Raw genomic sequence first — 21,112 nt, 5'->3', positions numbered from 1 at the left:
TGTCCGGACAAGGTGACCGGGATCTCCTCCCCGGCCGTCCGCCCGCCGTCCCCGGTGACCGATACTGAAGTGTTTGGGGCTGGTGCGGTCACCGCCGGGACACACCGACGGTGAGGTCGCCCGCCCCTTACGCACGTCGGAGCAAGGACAGCTGAGAGTCAGCTGGAGACAGCGAGAAGGGCACGGCCTCGTGGCACGGTTTCGGACCTGGGCAGTCATGGCAGTCGCGGGGGCACTCTCGGTGTGCCTCGCGGGCTGCAGCAGCACCGGCGGGAAGCGGGCCGAGGACGCCCGCAAGGCCGCCGTCGCCCAGGGCAGGGCGGCGGTGAACACCCCCCGCTGGACCTTCGCGATGATCACGCACTCGGGAGACGGCGACACCTTCTGGGACATCGTGCAGAGCGGCGCCAAGCAGGCCGCCGTCAAGGACAACATCAACTTCCTGTACTCGCACGACGACGACGCCCAGCAGCAGGCGCAGCTGGTCGACGCGGCCGTCGACAAGAAGGTCGACGGCATCATCGTCACCCTGGCGAAGCCGGACGCCATGAAGGCCGCCGTCCAGCGCGCCGAGAAGGCCGGCATCCCGGTGATCACGGTCAACTCCGGCTCGGAGGAGTCCAAGGCCTTCGGCGCGCTCACCCACATCGGCCAGGACGAGACCATCGCCGGTGAGGCCGTCGGCGACGAGCTGAACAAGCGCGGCCGCAAGAAGGCCCTGTGCGTGCTGCACGAGCAGGGCAACGTCGGCCACGAGCAGCGCTGCGACGGCGTCGCCAAGACCTTCAAGGGCACGCTCCAGAAGCTCTACGTCAACGGCACGAACATGCCCGACGTGCAGTCCGCCGTCGAGGCCAAGCTCCAGGCCGACCGTTCCGTGGACAGCGTCGTCACCCTCGGCGCGCCCTACGCCGACACCGCCGTGAAGGCCAGGAACGACGCGGGCAGCAAGGCCGAGGTGGACACCTTCGACCTCAACGCGCAGGTCGCGGCCTCGCTGCGGAACGGCACCCTCGGCTTCGCCGTGGACCAGCAGCCGTACCTCCAGGGCTACGAGGCGGTCGACCTGCTGTGGGCCTACCGGTACAACGGCGACGTCCTCGGCGGCGGCAAGCCGGTGCTGACCGGCCCGCAGATCATCACCAAGGACCAGGCGGCCACGCTGGCGGCGTACACCGAGCGGGGCACCCGATGAGCGCGACCGCCGAACGCGGGCCCGACGACCAGGCGCCCCAGGCTCCCGGCGAACAGGCCCCCGCCGAACGGATCGCCGACGAAAGGCTGCTGCGGACCTCTCCGCTGAAGAAGCTCCTCGCCCGCCCCGAACTGGGCTCGGTCGTCGGCGCCCTCGCCGTCCTCGTCTTCTTCGCCTTCGTCGCCGACGGCTTCCTGCGCGCCTCCAGCCTCAGCACCGTCCTGTACGCCTCCTCGACCATCGGGATCATGGCCGTACCGGTCGCCCTGCTGATGATCGGCGGCGAGTTCGACCTGTCGGCCGGTGTCCTCGTGACCGCCTCGGCGCTGGTCTCCTCGATGTTCAGCTACCAGATGACGGCGAACACCTGGGTCGGTGTCGGCGTGTCCCTCCTGGTCACCCTCGCCATCGGCGCCTTCAACGGCTTCATGCTCACCCGCACCAGACTGCCCAGCTTCATCATCACGCTCGGCACCTTCCTGATGCTGTGCGGCATGAACCTCGGCTTCACCAAGCTGATCGACGGCACGGTCTCCACCAAGACCATCGCCGACATGCAGGGCTTCTCCAGCGCCCGCGCCGTCTTCGCCTCCACGGTCACCGTCGGCGGCGTCGACTTCAAGATCACCATCCTGTGGTGGCTCGCCCTGGTCGCCCTCGGCTCCTGGATCCTGCTGCGCACCCGCGTCGGCAACTGGATCTTCGCGGTCGGCGGCAACGAGGACGCGGCCCGCGCGGTCGGCGTGCCGGTCGCGAAGACCAAGATCGGCCTCTACATGGGCGTCGCCCTCGGCGCCTGGATCTCCGGCCAGCACCTGCTCTTCTCCTTCGACGCCGTCCAGTCCGGCGAGGGCGTCGGCAACGAGCTGATCTACATCATCGCGGCCGTCATCGGCGGCTGCCTGATCACCGGCGGCTACGGCAGCGCGGTCGGCTCCGCGGTGGGCGCCCTGCTCTTCGGCATGACCAGCAAGGGCATCGTCTTCGCCGAGTGGAACCCCGACTGGTTCAAGTTCTTCCTCGGAGCGATGCTGCTCCTCGCGACCCTGCTCAACGCCTGGGTCCGCAAGCGCGCGGAGGCGACGGCATGACGCGGACGACGACACCCGCCCTGGTCGAACTGACCGAGGTCGGCAAGCACTACGGCAACGTCCGCGCCCTGGACGGCGTCTCCCTCCAGGTCCACGCGGGCGAGATCACCTGCGTCCTCGGCGACAACGGCGCGGGCAAGTCCACCCTGATCAAGATGATCGCCGGACTGCACCAGCACGACGCCGGCACGCTGCGCGTCGAGGGCGAGGAGACCCGGCTCGCCTCCCCGCGCGACGCCCTGGACCGGGGCATCGCCACCGTCTACCAGGACCTGGCCGTCGTGCCCCTGATGCCGGTCTGGCGCAACTTCTTCCTCGGTTCCGAGCCCCGCAAGGGCACCGGCCCCTTCAAGCGCCTCGACACCGGCCTCATGCGCCGCACCACCCGCGAGGCGCTGCTGCGCATGGGCATCGACCTCAGGGACGTCGACCAGCCCATCGGCACCCTCTCCGGCGGCGAACGCCAGTGCGTGGCCATCGCCCGCGCCGTCCACTTCGGCGCCAAGGTCCTCGTCCTGGACGAGCCGACCGCGGCCCTGGGCGTCAAGCAGTCCGGCGTGGTCCTCAAGTACGTCGCCGCCGCCCGCGACGAGGGCCTGGGCGTCGTCCTGATCACCCACAACCCGCACCACGCGTACCTCGTGGGGGACCGGTTCGTGCTGCTGCGCCGCGGCACGATGGTGGGCAATCACACACGGGACGAGATCACCCTGGACGAGCTGACCCAGCAGATGGCCGGCGGCTCGGACCTGGACGTCCTGCGCCACGAACTCCAGCGGGACTGAAGGCCGCACGGGGCGCCGCGGCCGGCCGGGACACCACCGGGGCCGCGCGCCCCGCGCCTTCGCCCCGTACGACACCCTTACCGTCGTTGAGGCACAATCGACCAACGATGAGCACCTACCGCGACCTCACGACCCCCATCGGCTCCCGCCGGGCCACTGTCCTGCGTACGGTCGGAACCCGGGAGCGCCGGTCCCACCTGACGGCCCCCCGGGTCCCCACCGTCGGCATCGACATCGGCGGCACCAAGGTGATGGCGGGCGTCGTGGACGCCGACGGCAACATCCTGGAGAAGCTCCGCACGGAGACCCCGGACAAGTCCAAGAGCCCCCAGGTCGTCGAGGACACCATCGTCGAGCTGGTCCTGGACCTCTCGGACCGGCACGACGTGCACGCGGTCGGCATCGGCGCCGCGGGCTGGGTCGACGCCGACCGCAACCGCGTCCTGTTCGCCCCCCACCTGTCCTGGCGCAACGAGCCCCTGCGCGACCGGCTCAGCGGCCGCCTCTCCGTGCCGGTGCTCGTGGACAACGACGCCAACACCGCCGCCTGGGCCGAGTGGCGCTTCGGCGCCGGGCGCGGCGAGGACCACCTGGTCATGATCACGCTGGGCACCGGCATCGGCGGCGCGATCCTGGAGGACGGCCAGGTCAAGCGGGGCAAGTTCGGCGTCGCCGGAGAGTTCGGCCATATGCAGGTCGTGCCCGGCGGCCACCGCTGCCCGTGCGGCAACCGCGGCTGCTGGGAGCAGTACAGCTCCGGGAACGCCCTGGTCCGCGAGGCGCGCGAGCTGGCCGCGGCCGACTCGCCGGTCGCCTACGGGATCATCGAGCACGTCAAGGGCAACATCGGTGACATCACCGGTCCGATGATCACCGAGCTGGCCCGCGAGGGCGACGCGATGTGCGTGGAACTGCTCCAGGACATCGGCCAGTGGCTCGGCGTCGGCATCGCCAACCTGGCCGCCGCCCTCGACCCCTCCTGCTTCGTCATCGGCGGCGGCGTCTCGGCCGCCGACGACCTGCTCATCGGCCCCGCCAGGGACGCCTTCAAGCGCCAGCTCACCGGCCGCGGCTACCGCCCCGAGGCCCGGATCACCCGCGCCCAGCTCGGCCCCGAGGCCGGCATGGTGGGCGCGGCCGACCTGGCCCGCCTGGTCGCCCGCCGGTTCCGGCGCGCCAAGCGCCGCCGGGTGGAGCGGTACGAGCGCTACGAGCGGTACACCCAGGCCCGCCGCGAACGGGACACCGCATGACCACCTCCCTGCCCCGCCAGGCCGCCCCGCCGGACCCGGCCCGCCGGCCCGCCGAGGACCCGCGTCACAAGGCCAGGCGCCGGGGGCTCACCCTGCTGATCATCGTGCTGCTCATCGGCGTACCGGCCGGCTATCTGGTGATCTCGGCCAACCAGAGCCGCGACAGCGGCAAGGACAAGGAGGACAAGTACTCCGCGACCGGCCTCACCCCGGGCTGGCCGTCGAAGGTGCAGCGCCGCCTCTACCAGGTGAACGTCCCGCGCCCGGCCGACCGCATCGCCTCCTACGAGACCAACAACTGGAAGACCAGCCGCCTGTACGTGCAGTTCCGCACCAACCAGGCCGGCCTCGACACCTTCCTGCAGTCCATGGGCACCCGCCGCGACGAGCTGAAGAAGGGCGACATCGCGGTCGCCGCCCGTGACCGCAAGGTCAGCGGCTGGAACTTCGGCGGCTCCGGCTCCTGGTACGGCCTCACGCACACGCAGAAGAACCCGGCACCCACCCAGGACGTGGTCGTGAACATGGCCGACCCGGTGTATCCGACGGTGTACGTGGTGTCGCGGACGGTGCCGTAGCGACCGCGGCGGCCGGGGGCCGCAGGGGCGGCCGGGGCCGGTTGTCAGACCCCGCCCGTAGAGTCGGAGACGTCTGAACCGGCGTGCGGGCGGGAGGTGGCGGAGCGAATGGGCGGTACGGCTGTGGTGGCCGAGCGGGTGGCGGCCGGCGGGGACGCGGTGCCGATGCGGCTGGCCGCCGTCTATCTGCCCGCGCCGCTGCCGCGCGCGGGCCGGATCGCCTTCTGGGACCCCGCCGGCGACCCCCTGCCCACCGACGCCGGCGACCCCGAGGAGCTCACGGTCGTACGACCGCACGGCGCCGGGGTGCGCCGTCGGCAGGTGCCCGCGCTGGGCCTGCCGCTCGCCCGGGCGCTGCCCCTGCTGGCCCGCGCCCGCCGCGACCCCGCCGCGCACCCGGCCACCGCCTGCTGGGGCGCCGCCGCGCTGCACGCGCTGCGGCTCGTCGCCCGGGGGCGGCTGCTGCCCGGTCTCACCCCGAGCGGCCATGACGCCTGGCGGGCCGGACCGCTGGAACCCGACGACATCGCCCACCTGCGCGCGATCGCCGCCGCCCTGCCCCCCGAGGGACACGCCGTGCCGCTGGCCGGTCCCGGGCCGCTGCGGCTGCCCGAGCCGGAGGCGCTGGTCCGCTCCTTCCTGGACGCGGTCGCCGACACCCTGCCCCGCACCCCCGCGGCCCCGCACGCCTGCGGCCGCCCCTTCGCCGCGCGCGAGCCCAGGTCCCTGCCGGGGGCCCAGGCGTGGGCGGCCGAGGTCGCCGCGGGCATGGACGCGGGCGTACGCGTCTCGCTGCGCCTCGACCTGTCGGCGTTCGACGCGTTCGACGCCGGCGCGAGCGCGGGCGCCCGTGCCGCCGGGGCGGCGATCGTGCAGGTCCACAGCCTCGCCGACCCCACCCTCGTGGCCGACGCGGCCGCCCTGTGGGCGGGCGAGGCCGACGCGGCCTTCGGCCCCCGCGCCCGCGTGGACGCGGCCCTCGCCGTGCGCCGCGCCGGACGCGTGTGGCCGCCCCTGGACCGGCTCGCCGAGCAGGACGTGCCCGACGTCCTCGCGCTGTCCGAGGAGGAGGTGGGCGATCTGCTCGGCGTCGCGGCCGGCCGGCTGGCCGCCGCCGGGGTCGCCGTGCACTGGCCCCGGGACCTCGCCCGCGACCTCACCGCCACCGCCGAGGTACGGCCCGCGCCCGGCTCCGCCACCGACGGCACCGGCTTCTTCGAGAGCCAGGACCTGCTGCGCTTCCGCTGGCAGCTCGCCCTCGGCGGGGAACCGCTGGACGAGGCCGAGATGGACGCCCTCGCCGAGGCCCACCGGCCCGTCGTACGGCTGCGCGACCGCTGGGTGCTCGTCGACCCCGCCCTCGTCCGCAAGGCCCGCAAGCGGGAGCTGGGCCTGCTCGACCCGGTCGACGCGCTGTCCGTGGCGCTCACCGGCACCGCCGAGATCGACGGCGAGACCGTGCCGGCCGTGCCCGTCGGTGCCCTCGCCACCCTCCGCGACCGCCTCACCGCGGGCCTGGAGCCCGCCGAGGCACCCGCGGGCCTCGCCGCCACCCTGCGCGACTACCAGCTACGCGGCCTCGCCTGGCTCGACCTGATGACGTCCCTCGGCCTCGGCGGCTGCCTCGCCGACGACATGGGCCTCGGCAAGACCGTCACCCTCATCGCCCTGCACCTGAAGCGGGCGCGCGACGAGCCCACCCTCGTCGTCTGTCCGGCCTCCCTGCTGGGCAACTGGCAGCGGGAGATCACCCGGTTCGCCCCCGGCGTCCCCGTCCGCCGCTTCCACGGCACGGACCGCACCCTGGAGGGCCTCGGCGGCGGCTTCGTCCTCACCACGTACGGCACCATGCGCTCCGCCGCGGCCCGACTCGCCGAGCACGCCTGGGGAATGGTCGTCGCCGACGAGGCCCAGCACGTGAAGAACCCCTACTCCGCCACCGCCAAGGCGCTGCGCATCATCCCGGCCCCCGCCCGGGTCGCGCTCACCGGCACCCCGGTGGAGAACAACCTCTCCGAGCTGTGGGCCCTGCTCGACTGGACCACCCCCGGCCTCCTCGGCCCGCTGAAGTCCTTCCGCGCCCGGCACGCCCGCGCGGTGGAGAACGGCGAGGACCAGGAGGCCGTGGACCGGCTCGGCCGCCTCGTCCGCCCCTTCCTGCTGCGGCGCAGGAAGTCCGACCCCGGCATCGTCCCGGAACTGCCGCCGAAGACCGAGACCGACCACCCGGTGCCGCTCACCCGGGAACAGGCCGCGCTGTACGAGGCGGTGGTGCGCGAGTCGATGCTGGCCATCGAGACTGCCGAGGGCATCGCCCGCCGGGGGCTGGTCCTGAAGCTGCTCGGCGCGCTGAAGCAGATCTGCGACCACCCGGCGCTCTATCTCAAGGACGATCTCGGGGACGACGGGGCCACCGGCCGCCTGGTCCACCGCTCGGGCAAACTCGCCCTGCTGGACGAGCTGGTGGACACGGTCCTGGCCGAGGACGGCTCGGTGCTCGTCTTCACCCAGTACGTCGGCATGGCCCGCCTGATCACCGCCCATCTGTCCGCCCGCGCGATCCCCGTGGACCTGCTGCACGGCGGCACCCCGGTGCCGGAGCGCGAGCGCATGGTCGACCGTTTCCAGGACGGCGAGACGCCGGTCCTCGTCCTTTCCCTGAAGGCCGCGGGCACCGGCCTCAACCTCACCCGCGCCGGGCATGTCGTGCACTTCGACCGGTGGTGGAACCCGGCCGTGGAGGAGCAGGCCACCGACCGTGCCTACCGCATCGGCCAGACCCAGCCCGTCCAGGTCCACCGCCTGGTCACCGAGGGCACGGTCGAGGACCGGATCGCCGAGATGCTCGCCGCGAAGCGGGCGCTGGCCGAGGCCGTCCTCGGCTCCGGCGAGGCCGCCCTCACCGAACTGACCGACCGCGAACTCTCCGACCTCGTCTCCCTGCGGAGCACGCCATGACGCCCGCCGACTCCCCCCGCCCGGCCGACCTCGCCCGCGAGGCCCTGCGGGCGGCCCGACGCCGGGCTCAGGAGCAGGAACGGGACCAGACCGAGGGGCGTACGGGGCCGACGGACGTGGCCGTCGGCGGGACCGACGAGGTTCCGGGGGCGGGCGCGGAATCCGGCGGGGAGCAGGACGCGGGGGAGCAGGAGCAGGGCGCCGGGGCGGGGCGGGCCGGGGGTGCGTCGGGTCGCCGGTTCGCGGAAGCGGCCGGGCCGGCCGCCGAGGGTGGCGCGGACCAGGGGGGTGAGCCGGGGTGCGATGACGCCGAGGGGCTTGACGGTGCCGAGGGGCTCGATGGTGCCGGGGGTCTCGGCGGCGTTGGGGGGCCTGACGGTGCCGGGGGCGTCGGGCGTCGTGCCGCCGACGCCGCGCGGGCGGCGCTGCGTGCGGCCGTCGAGGGTGACAAGGGCACCGAGCGGGCTGGAGAACGGGAAGAGGGCCATGCGTCGGAGGCCGGTCCCGACCACGGGCCTGGTTCTGGACCTGGCCCCGGGCCCCATCCCGGCGCCGGTCCCGGACTTGGTCCCGACCCCGGCCCTGACCCCAAGCCCGACCCCGAGCCCGAGCCCGGCTCTCGCCCCCGCCCCGGCGATGTCGCCCGGGAGGCGCTGCGGGCCGCGCGGCGTGAGGCGTCGCGGGCGGCGGCGGAGTCCGGGCGCGCGGGGCGTCGTGACCCGGGGCGTTCGCCGGGCGCGGCCTCCGCTGTCCGCGCCGCGGCCGTGCCCTCCTCCGCCTCTCCCGCCGGCCCCGGCCCCGCCGCCGAAGCCGCCCGAGCGGCGCGGCTCAAGGCCGCCGGAGAGATGCGGCAGTTCCTCAAGAACGCCTTCCGCATGCCGCCGGAGACCGATGCGGCGGCCCCTGAAACCGACACCGTGCCGGAGGAGGACGTACCCGCCGGGGCCGCTCCCCTCCGCCCCGCCCCGGCTCTCCCCGAACCCGCCGTCCCGCACGCGCCCCCGACCATGGCCACCCCCCACCGGGACGGCGAACTCCGTCGTACGTTCCCGGCGTTCGCGCCCCGCGCGGCCCGAGCCGAGGACGGCCCGTTCGCCGGGACCTGGTGGGGCAACGCGTGGGTGGAGGCGCTGGAGCGGGGCGCGTTGGACGCCAAGCGGGTGGCGCGCGGGCGGGGGTACGCCGACCAGGGGCATGTGGACGCGATCACCGTGACCCCGGGGCTGGTCCTCGCCTATGTACGGGGCAGCCGGCCCCGCCCGTACCGGGTCCAGGTACGGGTGCGTGCGCTGGAGGACGCGGAGTGGGAGCGGTTCCTGGAGGCCGCGGCCGACCGGCCCGGCCACATCGCCGCGCTGCTCGACAAGGAGCTGCCCCAGGCCCTCGCCGACTGCGGTGTCCCGCTGCTGCCCCGCCCCGGCGACCTCGTCCCGCGCTGTAGCTGCCCCGACTCGGGCCATCCCTGCAAGCACGCGGCCGCCCTGTGCTACCAGACGGCCCGGCTGCTCGACGCCGACCCCTTCGTGCTGCTGCTCCTGCGCGGCCGGGGCGAGAAGGAACTGCTCGACGCGCTTTCCCGGCGCAGCGCCGCCCGAGCGGCGCGTGACGGACAAGAGCGGCAACCGTCGTCCCTGCCCGGTATCCGCGCCACGGAGGCCCTCGCGCCGCGCGTACTCCCGCCGCTGCCCCCGCCGGCGCCGGTCCCGGCGCATCCCGAGCAGCCCCCGGCGTATCCCGCCGCGCCCGGTGGCCCCGACCCGTTCGCGCTGGACCAGCTGGCCACCGACGCCGCCGCCCGCGCGCACGCGCTGCTCGGCACCGGGCGCGACCCGGTCGGCGAACTGTCCCTGTGGCAGGACGCGGTACGGCTCGCCGCGGCCCGCCCCGGCTCCGGCCTGACGGTGACGACCCGCGCGCTCTACGCCACGCTGGCCCAGGCCACCGACCGCACCCCGGCCGACCTGGCGCGGGCCGTGGCCGCCTGGCGGCAGGGCGGGGAGGAGGGGCTGGCCGTGCTGGAGGAGCCGTGGGACCCGCCGGCCGGCCGCTTCGACCGGGCCCGGCCGCTGCTGCTCGCCGCCGACCTGCCCGCGTTCCGGCCCTGGCACAACCGGCTCACCCATCCGCTCGGCCACGTCCAGCTCCGCCTGGGCCGCGACGGCCTGTGGTACGCCTACGAGTCCGAGCCCGGCCAGGACGACTGGTGGCCCCGGGGCACCCCGGACCTGGACCCGGTCGGCGCGCTCACCGGACTCGGCACCCCGGACGGCATGTGACCGGCGCCGCACGGTGGTGAGGATATGGCGAAGGCCGGTGCCGGCAGCGTGGAAGCTGCCGGCACCGGCCTTGGGTGCTGGGGCCGCGTCGGCTCAGTACGCGGAGTTCACGTTGTCGATCGAACCGTAGCGGTGGGCGGCGTAGTTGGCCGCCGCGGTGATGTTCGCCACCGGGTCGGTGATGCTCTGCGGGGTGCCCGACACGTGGTACGTGTTGAACGTGGGGGAGATCACCTGGAGCAGGCCCTTGGACGGGGTGCCCATCTTGGCGTTGACGTCCCAGTTGTTCTGGGCGTTGGGGTTACCACCGGACTCACGCATGATGTTGCGCTTCAGGCCGTCGTAGCTACCGGGGATGCCCTTGGCCTTCATGATGGCCAGCGACTGCTTGATCCAGCCGTCCAGGTTGTTGCCGGAGCCCGCCTTGGTGGCGGTGGTGTTCGAGGCCTTGACCACGCTCGAGGCGTGCACCTGGGGCATCTCGGCGGCCTGCGCGTTGGTCGGCATCAGGGTCAGTGCCGCGGCCGCGGCGCCGGTGGTGGCGAGACCGGTGACGGCGAGGGTGCGCAGACGGGCGATGCGGGTGCGAGTGGCCATGGTCATACGAAGAGAACTCTTTCTCTGGGCGACAAGGTCGTGCCGGCCGCGAGGTTCGCGGTGGCGGTGGGGCGGTGTGCCCCGTGCTGCGGGTGGGACCGGGCGGTTCCGGCGGAGATCCGCTCGGTCCGGCCCGTTGCTTCCCGGCAACGACAGCAATGGTTAGCCGGGGTCGACGGGCCTGGCAAGGATGTGACGTACTACCCGACTTCGGAGCAATGCCCGATATGCGCCGATATGGCGATAACTGTGCAGCTCAGGGCGTGCCGTTCCTACGGCCCGTCCTAGGACGTGATCTGGCTCCTATGGGTGGCGTCACAGGATCGGGCCCCAAAACGGCCTGGAACGGGCCCGGTTCGGGGGCGGGGGAACCGGTGTCAGGGGAGGTCGCGCGGGCCGTTTCCCAGGACGCACCGTAGGAGTGCGACGACGGTCCGTGGAGAATTCGGGGGTATCGCGTCGGCGGCTGGGGAGGCCCATGGGGTTGACGGCCCCCGGCCCAAACTGATGATCTTGCCGCACACCATGACGGTCCCCTGTCGCTTCGCGACCCAAGGAGAGGTCCCCTGCTATGGACACCGCGCCCACGTCGCCCTGGACCATCGCCGTGCTGGGGCCCGGAGGCGTCGGCGGCCTCCTCGCGGCCCTGCTCTCCCGGGCCGGTCACCGGGTGATCTGCCTGGCGGGCGAGGACACCGCGCGGACGCTGTCCCAGGACGGCATCCGGGTGTCCAGCGGGCAGCACGGTGACTTCACGGCCAAGGTGGCCGCGGACACCGAACTGCGCGAGCCCGTGGACCTGTGCCTGGTCACGGTCAAGCACACCGCGCTCGACGCGGCGCTCGACCGGGTCCCGCCCCGGTTCGTCCGGGGTCTCGTGCTGCCGCTGCTCAACGGCGTCGAGCACGTCGACGCGCTGCGGGCACGCTACGGCGCGGAGCAGGTCGTACCGGCCGTCATCCGCGTCGAGTCCACCCGGACCTCCGCGGGCGTCATCGAGCACGGCAGCCCCTTCACCGAGATCGACGTGGCGGGCGCGGACGAGGCCCGGCTCGCGCCGCTGGCCGCAGTGCTGGACGCCGCCGGGGTGAAGACGCGCACGGTCGCGGACGAGAACGCCGCCCTGTGGGCGAAGCTGGCCTTCCTGGCGCCCTTCGCCCTGCTCACGACGCGTTACGGGCTGTCGATCGGCGGCATCCGGGACGAGCACGCGGAGGAACTGGCGGCGCTGGTCGCGGAGACCACCGCGGTGAGCCGGGCCTGCGGGGGGCCGGGGGACGCCGCCCAGGTCCTCGCGCGTTACGACGCCTTCCCGGCACAGAGCAAGTCCTCCATGCTGCGGGACGCGGAGGCCGGCCGGGCGCTGGAACTGGACGCGATCGGAGGCGCCGTCCTGCGAGCGGCCGAGCGCCACGGCATCGAGGTACCGCTCGCCACCCGCCTGGTCGCCGAACTGGCAACCGGAACGACACCGCCCCCCTCCGCCTGACCACCGACGTGCGGGGCGGCACCGCTCGGCCCGGTTCCCGACGGGCCGCCCCTGCCGATCCCGAGCGGCACCAGGGCCTGGGGCCCGGTCTCGCGGAGACGTCCGCGGCCGTACGAGTCGTGAGGCCGCGGGCCCCGGGGCCTCGGACGCCGCCGACGTGCGGGGCGGCACCGCTCGGGCCAGTCCCCGGCAGGCCGCTCGGCCGATCCTGAGCGGCACCAGGGCCTTGGGGCTCAGCCTCGTGGAGACGCCTACGCCCGTACGAGTCGTGAGGCCGCGGTGTCCCGGACCCTCGGGCTGGCCGCCGACGCGCGGGGCGGCACCGCTCGGGCCACTTCCCGGCGGACCGCCCGGCCGAGTCCCGGGCGGCGCCACGGCCAGGGCCACGGCCCCGCGGCGACGTCCGCCGCCGTACGAGCCCTGAGGCCACGGCGCCCCGGAGCCTCGGGCGGCCGGCGTCCCAGCGGCGGCCGGCAATTGCTCGTGCGGAGCCGCCCGGTGCGGGGGATACGATCGCCCGTCCCGGACGGCGCCCACGTCGCGCGCCCCAGTCAGCGGAGCCCGGCCGTGCCCCCGGTCGGCGGAGCCCGGCCGTGCACCGGTCAGCGGAGCCCGGCCGTGCACCGGTCAGCGCGGCCCCGGCCGTGGCCCGGTCAGTGGAGTCCCGGTCGGGCCTCGGACCAGAGGTCCTCCCGGCTCAGTTCGGAGATCTCGTACTTGCCGAGCGAGCTGAGCAGCATCCGCAGTTCCAGCGCCAGGCACTCGACCAGGTTCACCAGGCCGTGTTCGGGATCCTCGTCCGCCGCCGCGAGCGCGGCGCGGCCGAGGCCCACGGCCCGCGCGCCGAGCGCGAGGCACTTGGTCGCGCGGGCCCCCTCCCAGATCCGCCCGGTGACGAGCAGGCAGTTGTCCTGGGGGTCGACCCGCTCCAGGCACTCCGCGAGCGGCAGGCCGACATGGCCGAGGAACGCCCGCGGTGCCCAGCCGGTGCCGCCCTCGGCGCCGTCCACGCCGACCGCGTCCGCCCCCGCCGCCCAGGCGACGGCCGCCGCCTCGCCCACGTCGCGGGCCGGCGGCAGCTTCACCCAGACCCGGCAGCGCGGATAGTTGTTCCGCATGAGCCGGATCTGGTGGCGCAGGATCTCGTCGGTGAAGGTGCCCGGGCTGCTGCACCGCAGCACCGCGTCGCTGTCCTGCCCGAACACGTCCATGAGGTCGTACTGCGCGGAGAGCGCCGTGGCCTTCTCCCGGGGTACGAGGGTCATGCCGCCCAGGCCGGGCTTGGCCCCCTGTCCCACCTTCAACTCGAAGGCCAGACGACCCGATTCGAGTAGCGGCTGCACCGCGGGGTCGCTGTAGACGAGGTTCCAGACCTCGGCGTCGGCGTCCTCGGTGCTCTGCTGGACGACCACACCGCCCTGTCCGTCCGGGACGGCCGCGGCGTACTCCGTGATTCTTTGCAGCAGCGAGCTGGGGGCCGTCTCCGCCATGCGGCCGTAACCGGCGACGGGGACGATGTTCTCGCCAATGATCATAGGGATGCCCAGCCGACCCGCCTGACGTGCTACGGCCTGGCCGAGGTCACCGCTGGCGACCCGGGTCGAGCCGAACGCGGAGATGTAGACCGGCAGGGGAGAGCTGAACCCCCCGATGGTGGTGGCGAGTTCGGCGTCACCCACCACCGGCTCGCGGCCGAGGTCGATCAGCCGCTCAAGGCGCCGGGGCACGAACACCGGGGGGACCAGCCGGGTCCGGTCGATCGCGTCCAGGGGCGTGTCCGGCTCCGGGGGCTGCTGCCCGAACATGGTGGTTCCATAGCCGGCGGCGTCGGGAAACGCCATCGCGGTGCCGTGCCGGGCGCGTTCCGCCACCCGCTGCCGCGGAAATCCCGGGGCGTGGAGATCGGTCATGGCCGCGGGTCCCCCGGAAGCTTCGGGTAACCCGACGCCTGCCAGGCCGCGTCCAGCCCACACAGGAACCGGGTGAAGCGCTCCACGCCGAGTCCGAAACCGGCGCTGGACGGAAGTCCTTCGCGGGCCAGCGTCAAGTACCAGTCATACTTGGCCGGGTTCTCGCCGGTTTCCCGGATGCGCATGACGAGGTTGCGGTAGTCGGATTCGCGTTCGCTTCCGCTCATCATCTCGCCGAAACCGCCCGGGAAGATGAGGTCGAAGTTGCGCAGCACCCCCGGCTCCGTCGTGCTCTCCTTGTCGTAGAAGCCGCGGGAGCCCTTGGGATAGTCGGTGATGAAGAAGGGGTGCGCGGCGGCCCGGGAGATGATCTCCTCGCCCTCCCAGTCGACCTCCGCGCCGGCCTCCTGCGGGTGTCCGCGTCCCTGGAGGTCCGCGACGACCTCCGCGTGGGTCCGGCGGCCGTACGGACCGGCGAGTATCTGCTTGAAGGCCTCCAAGTCACGGCCGAGCACAGCCAGTTCGGGCTGCGCGTGCACGAGGACGTACTCCACCACGTACTTGGTCAGCCGCTCGGCGACGTCCAGGGCGTCCTCGCGGGAGCCGTCGCCGATCTCGACGTCGAGCTGGTGGAACTCCACCAGGTGGCGGTGGGTGACCGCGGTCTCAAGGGGTTCGAGCCGCACGTTCGGGGCCACGTGGAAGATCTTGCCGAAGCTGAGCAACGAGGCCTGCTTGTACAGGATCCCGCTGGTCATCAGCTTGTAGCGGTGCCCGTAGTAGTCGATGTCGACCTGCTTGGCGCCGCGCGCGCCCGGGTCGGTGACCGGCCCGATCGTGGGCGGCAGCAGTTCCTGGAAGCCCTCGCCGACGAGGAACTCGCGTGCTCCGGCGAGGAACTTGCTCTGCACGGCCAGCGTGGCGCGGGTCCTGTCCGACGTCAGATGGGCGCGTGGGGTGGGCAGTTGGACCCGACCCGTCTCCTGGGACAACCTCGTAACCTTTCATGTCCGTCGGTCGCGTCGGCCGGCCGATCCGGGGCGAATCATTCCGCTCACCTCAGGCTGGACCAACGTTTAAAATCATTTGCCTTTGCTCTGACCTATTTCGTAAGCGAACGCAAGCCAGCCGCAACCTTTGCGTGTGAGATGAAGCACAGTCCGACAGGTTGTCCGCCGCCCCCAAAGTGAAAGCAGCGGTTTACTCTCGACGCAAGCAGCGCCGTGATCTTGACGTAACCTCAGGAGACGTGTCAAGGTCGGACGCAACTCTGCGGACACCGGGGCGGTGTCCGAGATCTCCATTCCTGCGGGGGTATGGCTGTGCGAGAAGTGTCTTCTTTGTAATCCTGCGCCATGTCGTGAGTTGAGTTTCACAGTTCGCCATTTATCTCGTTGTTTGGCCGTCGGCTGTATACGACCGAGTCTTTCCAGGTGGTTAGGTATGGACGATCTGAAGTTGCACTGGTGTTCACCGCTGGACAGTGGCCAGCAGAAGGCCACCGACAAGTACCAGGCGGGCGAGCTGGACTTTGACGGAATAGTTGATTTCGCCCGTGAGGCAGATGAACTCGGGGTTGATTCCCTGCTCATGGGAATCAGTTACCACATGCCCGATCCGCTTCCGATGATCGGTGCTCTCGTCCGCGAAACGGAACGCGTCAAGTTCATCCTCGCCTACCGTCCGGGGCTGGTTTCCCCGACCCTGTTCACCCAGATCGTGAACACGGTCTCCTGGATGTCCGACGGGCGTATCGCGCTGAATCTCGTGGCCGGTATCTCACCTGCCGAGCAGGCGTTTTACGGAGACTTTCTCGCGCACGACCAGAGGTATGCCAGGTCCGAGGAGTTCCTCGACGTCTGCCACCGCTTCTGGCGCGGCGAGACGCCCCTGACCTTCAAGGGCGAGCACTACACGATCGAGGAGGCGCAGCTCGGCCTCGGCTACAAGGGCGGCGGCCGCCCGCACATCTACATCAGCGGCGCCTCCGCCGTGGCCCAGAAGACCGCGATCAAGTACGCCGACTGCTGGCTGCGCTACGGCGACACCCCCGAGGGCATCGCGGCCGTCACCGAGCCGCTGCTGTCCCAGGGCTGCAAGGTGGGCATCCGCATGCACGTCCTCGCCCGGGAGACGCGCGCCGAGGCGCTCGCCGCGGTCGACGACATGATGCGCGACCCCGACGAGCAACACCGCGCCTGGGTCACCGACTTCGTCGGCAAGTCGGACTCGGAGGCCGTCAAGACGTCGTTCCGGCTCGCCGACACGGCGTCCGACGACTGGCTGTCCCCGATGCTGTGGTCCGGCGCCGTCGCCTACCGGGGCGGCCCGGCCCTGTGCGTCGTCGGCAGCTACGCGGAGGTCGCCGAGTACCTCTACGCCTACAAGGCCGCCGGCGTCAGCGAGTTCATCTTCTCCGGCTGGCCGACGCGCGACGAGATGCGGATCTTCTACACCCACGTCGCCCCGCTGATCCGCGAGCACGAGCGAAACGCGGCGGGTTCGTGACCTCTCAACCCCGCTTCGGTCGCGGCCTGTTCGGCACGGGCGTGCTGCTCGGTCTGATGGCCGAACAGGTCGTGATGTTCGCGGTGCCGCTGCTCCTCTTCCAGGACACCAAAGAGGTCTCCACGCTCGGCTTCGCGTTCGCGCTGGAGTGGCTGCCCGGACTGATCGCCTACCCCTTTGCCGGCCTCATCGCCGACCGGGACGGCGGCGCCCGGCTGTTCTCCCTCGTGACGGGCTCCCGCGCGGTCGTGCTCGCCGTGGTCGTGGCGGTCGTGCTGACCCGGCCGGGCTGGACCACTCCGGCCCTGATGACCAGCGGTGCGGTCCTCTCGGTGCTGGTGGCGCCGACCCGGATGTCCGTCGAGAAGATGGTGCCCCAGCTGGCGGCGGGCGAGGCCATGGCGCGCACCCAGGCGCTGGTGCAGAACATGGAACTGCTCGCGATGGCCCTCGGGCCCGCTCTCGCGACGCTCGCCGCGGCGCTGATCGGCAAGGTGTGGCTGCTGGCCGTGGCGGCCTCCGTGTTCGCCCTCGCCGCCGCCTGCTGGCTGCCGCTGCCGCGCGGCGAGCGGCCGAGCACACCGGTGACCGCGCGGGACACCCTGCGGGAACTCAGCCTGGGCTGGCGGCTGATGGCGGGCAACCGCCCCGTCCTGCTGCTCGGCGTCCTCAACTTCGGCATCAACCTCGTGGTCGCCTCGGTGCTCAGCGCCAACGCGGCGCTCGTGACCGGTGTCTTCGCCGCGCCCGACTGGTCCTTCGCGCTGCTCAACACCTGCGTCGGCGTCGTCGGACTGGTCAACCTGCTGGTGATCCCGCTCGTCCTCAAGCGGTTCGAGGTCGGTCTGCTCGGCGCCCTCGGCTTCGCGGTGCTGTGCGCCGCGCTGCTGCTGATCGGCATCGCCGGCTCGTTCCCGGTCTACGCGGTGCTGTTCATCGCGGTGCTCACGGGGACCGCGTACTACAACGTCTTCAACCGCACACAGCGGGTGAAGGTGATCCCCAGGGAACACCTCGGCAAGGTGATGGGGCCCTTCTACCTGCTCAACCTGCTGTCGTATCCCATCGCCGGACTGCTGGTCGGCAGCGTCGGGGCCGCTTACGGGCCGCAGCGGCTGGTGGGCGTGCTCGCCGTCGCGCTCAGTGCCTTCGGCGCCGTCTTCCTGCCCCTGACCATGCGCAGCTTCCGTCGGACGCTCACGGATCGCGAACGACTTCCCGTAGGAGTGCAGTCTTGAGTACGTCCTTCCGGTGCATCGTGAGCACCGTCGAGTCGGATTCCCACATCTGGAACCTGGTCTATCTGCAGAAGCTCCTGGAGGAGCACGGCGGCCTGGTGCGCAGCCTCGGCAGCTGCACCCCGGTCGAGGAGGTGCTGCGCGGCATCGAGGAGCACCGCCCCGACCTGCTCGTGGTCTCCAGCATCAACGGCCACGGCCACCACGGGGCCCGGGTGCTGCTGGCCGAGCTCCGGCGCCGGGGCGTCGAACTGCCCTGTGTCGTCGGCGGAAAGCTGACCACCTCGGAGTCGGACAACGACCGGGTGCGCCGCGACCTGATCGCCGACGGCTGGACCGACGTGTTCACCGGGGAGGACGCCGTCGCCCGCTTCCGGGACTTCCTCCACTCGGGCAAGCGGGACGGCTTCGCCGCCTGGCAGCCGCCGTCCGCCCCCGTACCGCCGTGGGACAACCAGGAACTCTTGATCGCAGGAGCAGTCTGAAATGCACATCGTCATCGTCAACCGCTGGCCGCGTTTCTCCGACGGAGTGCGGTGGGACAACGAGCTCACGCGCTACGAGGAGTTCATCGACCACGACGTCCACCAGGTCAGCTATGTGGTGGACCCGCTCGGCGCCGAGGGCGTGCTCGCCGATCCCGCGAAGATCGCCGCACAGGTCCAGGTCGACGACGTCAACGACTTCGAGGCGCTGCGCGACGCGGTCGCCGAGATCACCCGGCGGGTCGGCCCGGTGGACCAGCTCGTCGCCCTGTCCGAGTTCACCCTGGAGATCGCCGCCCGGGTCCGCCGGGACCTCGGCATCCCCGGTCCGACCCCGGACGAGGTCGCGGTCTACCGCGACAAGGTGCGGATGAAGGAGATCCTCGCCCTCAAGGGCGTCCGGGTCCCGCGCTTCGAAAGCTGCGAATCCCCGGAAGCGGCAGTTGAGTTCGCGCGCGCCACCGGCTACCCGGTGATCCTCAAGCCGGTCGACGGCGCCGCCAGCATCGGGGTGCACCGCGTCGAGGACGAGCAGGAGCTCACCGCCCTGCTGCCCACCCTGGACCTGTCCCGGTACGAGATCGAGGAGTTCGTCACCGGCCGCGTCTTCCACATCGACGGCTACGCGGACGACCACGCGGAGATCGGCTTCCAGGTCGTCTCCCGCTACCTGAACGACTGCCTCGCCTTCGGCCAGGGTGCCCCGCTCGGCTCGGTCGTGCTGCGGCAGAGCGAACTGCGCGACCGCGTCGAGGCGTTCAGCCGGGAGTGCGTGGCGGCCCTCGGTGTCCGCTCCACGCCCTTCCACCTGGAGATCTTCGTCACGCCCGCCGACGAACTCGTCTTCCTGGAGATCGGCGGCCGGGTGGGCGGCGGCGAGGTGCCGCACCTGCTGAACAAGCTCTTCGGGGTCAACCTCTTCGAGGTGTGGCTGCGTGCCGTGGGCGGCCGGCCCACCGGCATCACCCCCAAGACCCATGATCTTTCCGGCGGTTGGCTGGTCGTGCCGAAGCCGGCCGACCTGCCCGCGCGGGTGACCAAGGCCGTCTCCCTGCGTGAGAGCGTGCCGACGATCTGGCGGGAACTGCTGCCCCCGGTCGGCGAGGTGCTCCAGCCGGGCGGCTCCTACGACGCCCTGCACAGCGGTCGTTTCATCCTCCTGCACGAGGACGAGGCCCAGGTGGAGGCCGACATCCACCGCATCATCGACACCTTCGAATTCGAGGCCACGAGGATATGAACCAGCACACGGGGGAGCCCGCGAACGAGCGGTACCCGACCCTGTACGAGCGCCTGACCGGCTTTCTCAGCGACGGGGAACTCGACGGCGTCAAGGCGACCGGGGAACGGCTCGTGGAGGCCGCCGGCGGCATCGACGCGCTGCCCGACTACAAGGTCATGGTGGCCTACGGCGGCGGCAAGGACAGCACGTACGTCGTCGCCTTCGTGCGCGCCGTACAGCTGCACCTCGCGCTGAACTTCGGCCGCACCTTCACGCTGCGCGTCGCCAACATGCGGCACGCGGGCGTGCCCCGGGCCGTCATGGAGAACATCGACCGCGTCTACCGGGCGCTCGGCCTCCTCGATGACGACCGGGCGGAACTGCTGACCGTCGACCACACGCTGGTCCGCCCCTTCCACGTCGACCTGCCGCTGCCCGAGCAACTGGTCGCCATCAACCGCCTCGACGTCCTGATGAACGGCCACCGCGCCGCCGGAGACGGCCGGCCGACCTTCTGCAACAGCTGCAACCTGGCCGTCGCCGACTTCTACGGGCGCGCCGCCTGGTTCGACGGCGGCGTCGACGTGGTGATGACCGGTGACTCGCGGCGCGAGCAACTCCTCTACTCCGCCTGGATCATGCGGCTCGCCAAGGCCTGCGGCGTGGACGTCCAGGAGTGCCGCACGATGGGCTTCCGGGGCATCCTCATGGCGCTGCGCGGCATCGGGGACACCTACTTCCGCGAGCTGTTCGGCGACGACAGCGCGCGTGAACTCGCCGAGCGCGAGGTGTCCACCGGCGACCGGGTGATGCAGCCGCAGTTCATCTCGGTCTACGACCTGGTGAGTTACCGGGTGCACGACCACTGGGACCTCATCGTGGACTTCCTCGGGTTCCAGTTCGACGAACTCGCCTTCAGCTTCAGCGAGTCCGATTGCGCCAACCCCGGCTTGATGGCCCATCTGCGCGCGCTGCGCAGCGAGTTCGTGCAGGGGCGGACGTACGACGACGGCCTGGCCGAGTACCTCGAACTCGCCGAGGAGCTGATGCGCAAGAAGGAGATGCCGCAAAACCTCATCGACCTCGCGCTGAGCCGCTACGACACGCCTGACAAGCGGATCCACCGGCGCAAGATCGCCGACGAGTTCGCGCAGGAGGCGTTCGGGCTGTCCGAAGAGGCGCTCGTGGCCATGGTGTTCTCCCCCTTCACCGACCGCGGCGAGCGGCTGGCCGCCTTCCTCGAACGCTGCCACCCCGCCAAGGCCGCCGAGGCGGACCGCATCCACGCGGTACTCGGCGCGAAGGCGGAGCCGGACGAGGACCCCGAGACCGCGGCCTGGCTCCAGGACGTCTCCGGACTCACCCTCGCCCACCTGCGCACCCTCTACACGAGCGGCCTGGTCGACTTCGGCACCCCGGAGACGATCATTTCCCGCGTCCGGGCCGGTGACCCGCACAAGTACCACGTGGCCACCATCGACCCGGCCGGCGGAGCCCCCGCCACCGAACTGATCTCCGGGCGGTGAA

16 protein-coding genes are annotated in these 21,112 nt (G+C 72.1%); 13 read left to right on the top strand and 3 right to left on the bottom strand.

Translation table 11 applies throughout. The features are described 5' to 3' along the window. Window positions 1-190 precede the first annotated feature (190 nt). The 7 genes from AB0927_RS03430 to AB0927_RS03400 all read left to right on the top strand — a co-directional run bounded on the left by AB0927_RS03430 (window position 191) and on the right by AB0927_RS03400 (window position 10,136). On the top strand, window positions 191-1,195 hold the full coding sequence (locus AB0927_RS03430; protein ID WP_366665811.1) for a sugar ABC transporter substrate-binding protein: 1,005 nt from the start codon (window positions 191-193) through the stop codon (window positions 1,193-1,195). Continuing rightward, a complete protein-coding gene (locus AB0927_RS03425) occupies window positions 1,192-2,286 on the top strand; it encodes an ABC transporter permease (RefSeq protein WP_366665810.1) in 1,095 nt (364 codons plus the stop codon). The genes AB0927_RS03430 and AB0927_RS03425 overlap by 4 nt, the downstream gene beginning before the upstream one ends. After that, entirely contained in the window at window positions 2,283-3,071 is a 789-nt protein-coding gene (locus AB0927_RS03420; protein WP_366665809.1) for an ATP-binding cassette domain-containing protein, read from the top strand. The genes AB0927_RS03425 and AB0927_RS03420 overlap by 4 nt, the downstream gene beginning before the upstream one ends. A 107-nt stretch (window positions 3,072-3,178) precedes the next feature. After that, window positions 3,179-4,324: an ROK family glucokinase gene (locus AB0927_RS03415; RefSeq protein ID WP_366665808.1), complete on the top strand. Its 1,146-nt coding sequence runs from the start codon at window positions 3,179-3,181 to the stop codon at window positions 4,322-4,324. After that, on the top strand, window positions 4,321-4,902 hold the full coding sequence (locus tag AB0927_RS03410; protein ID WP_366665807.1) for a sugar kinase: 582 nt from the start codon (window positions 4,321-4,323) through the stop codon (window positions 4,900-4,902). The genes AB0927_RS03415 and AB0927_RS03410 overlap by 4 nt, the downstream gene beginning before the upstream one ends. A gap of 108 nt (window positions 4,903-5,010) precedes the next feature. Further along, on the top strand, window positions 5,011-7,860 hold the full coding sequence (locus tag AB0927_RS03405) for an SNF2-related protein (RefSeq protein WP_366665806.1): 2,850 nt from the start codon (window positions 5,011-5,013) through the stop codon (window positions 7,858-7,860). Further along, window positions 7,857-10,136, top strand: coding sequence for an SWIM zinc finger family protein (locus AB0927_RS03400; RefSeq protein WP_366665805.1), 2,280 nt, complete (start codon window positions 7,857-7,859; stop codon window positions 10,134-10,136). Before AB0927_RS03405 ends, AB0927_RS03400 begins: the two co-directional genes overlap by 4 nt. A gap of 93 nt (window positions 10,137-10,229) precedes the next feature. Here AB0927_RS03400 and AB0927_RS03395 read toward each other — a convergent pair whose 3' ends face one another. Next, window positions 10,230-10,739, bottom strand: a complete 510-nt coding sequence (locus tag AB0927_RS03395) for a transglycosylase SLT domain-containing protein (protein WP_366665804.1) — start codon at window positions 10,737-10,739, stop codon at window positions 10,230-10,232. A 565-nt stretch (window positions 10,740-11,304) separates the two neighbouring features. Here AB0927_RS03395 and AB0927_RS03390 point away from each other — a divergent pair. Then, window positions 11,305-12,222: a ketopantoate reductase family protein gene (locus tag AB0927_RS03390; RefSeq protein ID WP_366665803.1), complete on the top strand. Its 918-nt coding sequence runs from the start codon at window positions 11,305-11,307 to the stop codon at window positions 12,220-12,222. A gap of 653 nt (window positions 12,223-12,875) precedes the next feature. On the opposite strand, the gene AB0927_RS03385 is transcribed toward AB0927_RS03390, so the two are convergent. Further along, window positions 12,876-14,132, bottom strand: coding sequence for a glutamate synthase-related protein (locus tag AB0927_RS03385; protein ID WP_366665802.1), 1,257 nt, complete (start codon window positions 14,130-14,132; stop codon window positions 12,876-12,878). After that, window positions 14,129-15,124, bottom strand: a complete 996-nt coding sequence (locus tag AB0927_RS03380) for an asparagine synthetase A (RefSeq protein WP_366665801.1) — start codon at window positions 15,122-15,124, stop codon at window positions 14,129-14,131. The genes AB0927_RS03385 and AB0927_RS03380 overlap by 4 nt, the downstream gene beginning before the upstream one ends. 451 nt (window positions 15,125-15,575) lie before the next feature. On the opposite strand from AB0927_RS03380, the gene AB0927_RS03375 reads away from it, so the two are divergent. From AB0927_RS03375 to AB0927_RS03355, 5 genes are read left to right on the top strand one after another with little or no spacing between them, the layout of a single operon-like run. Then, a complete protein-coding gene (locus AB0927_RS03375) occupies window positions 15,576-16,640 on the top strand; it encodes an LLM class flavin-dependent oxidoreductase (protein WP_366665800.1) in 1,065 nt (354 codons plus the stop codon). Then, window positions 16,637-17,878, top strand: a complete 1,242-nt coding sequence (locus AB0927_RS03370; protein ID WP_366665799.1) for an MFS transporter — start codon at window positions 16,637-16,639, stop codon at window positions 17,876-17,878. Before AB0927_RS03375 ends, AB0927_RS03370 begins: the two co-directional genes overlap by 4 nt. Then, a complete protein-coding gene (locus tag AB0927_RS03365) occupies window positions 17,875-18,363 on the top strand; it encodes a cobalamin-dependent protein (protein ID WP_366665798.1) in 489 nt (162 codons plus the stop codon). The genes AB0927_RS03370 and AB0927_RS03365 overlap by 4 nt, the downstream gene beginning before the upstream one ends. A gap of 1 nt (window position 18,364) precedes the next feature. Further along, on the top strand, window positions 18,365-19,603 hold the full coding sequence (locus AB0927_RS03360) for an ATP-grasp domain-containing protein (RefSeq protein ID WP_366665797.1): 1,239 nt from the start codon (window positions 18,365-18,367) through the stop codon (window positions 19,601-19,603). Beyond that, window positions 19,600-21,111 carry a PqqD family protein gene (locus tag AB0927_RS03355; protein ID WP_366665796.1) on the top strand — a complete coding sequence of 504 codons (1,512 nt, stop codon included), beginning with the start codon at window positions 19,600-19,602 and terminating at the stop codon, window positions 21,109-21,111. The genes AB0927_RS03360 and AB0927_RS03355 overlap by 4 nt, the downstream gene beginning before the upstream one ends. The last annotated feature ends 1 nt before the right edge of the window (window position 21,112 follow it).

This window comes from Streptomyces sp. NPDC048106 (assembly GCF_040706415.1).
Classification (GTDB): Bacteria; Actinomycetota; Actinomycetes; order Streptomycetales; family Streptomycetaceae; genus Streptomyces.
This window is presented reverse-complemented; position numbering and strand designations above follow the sequence as displayed.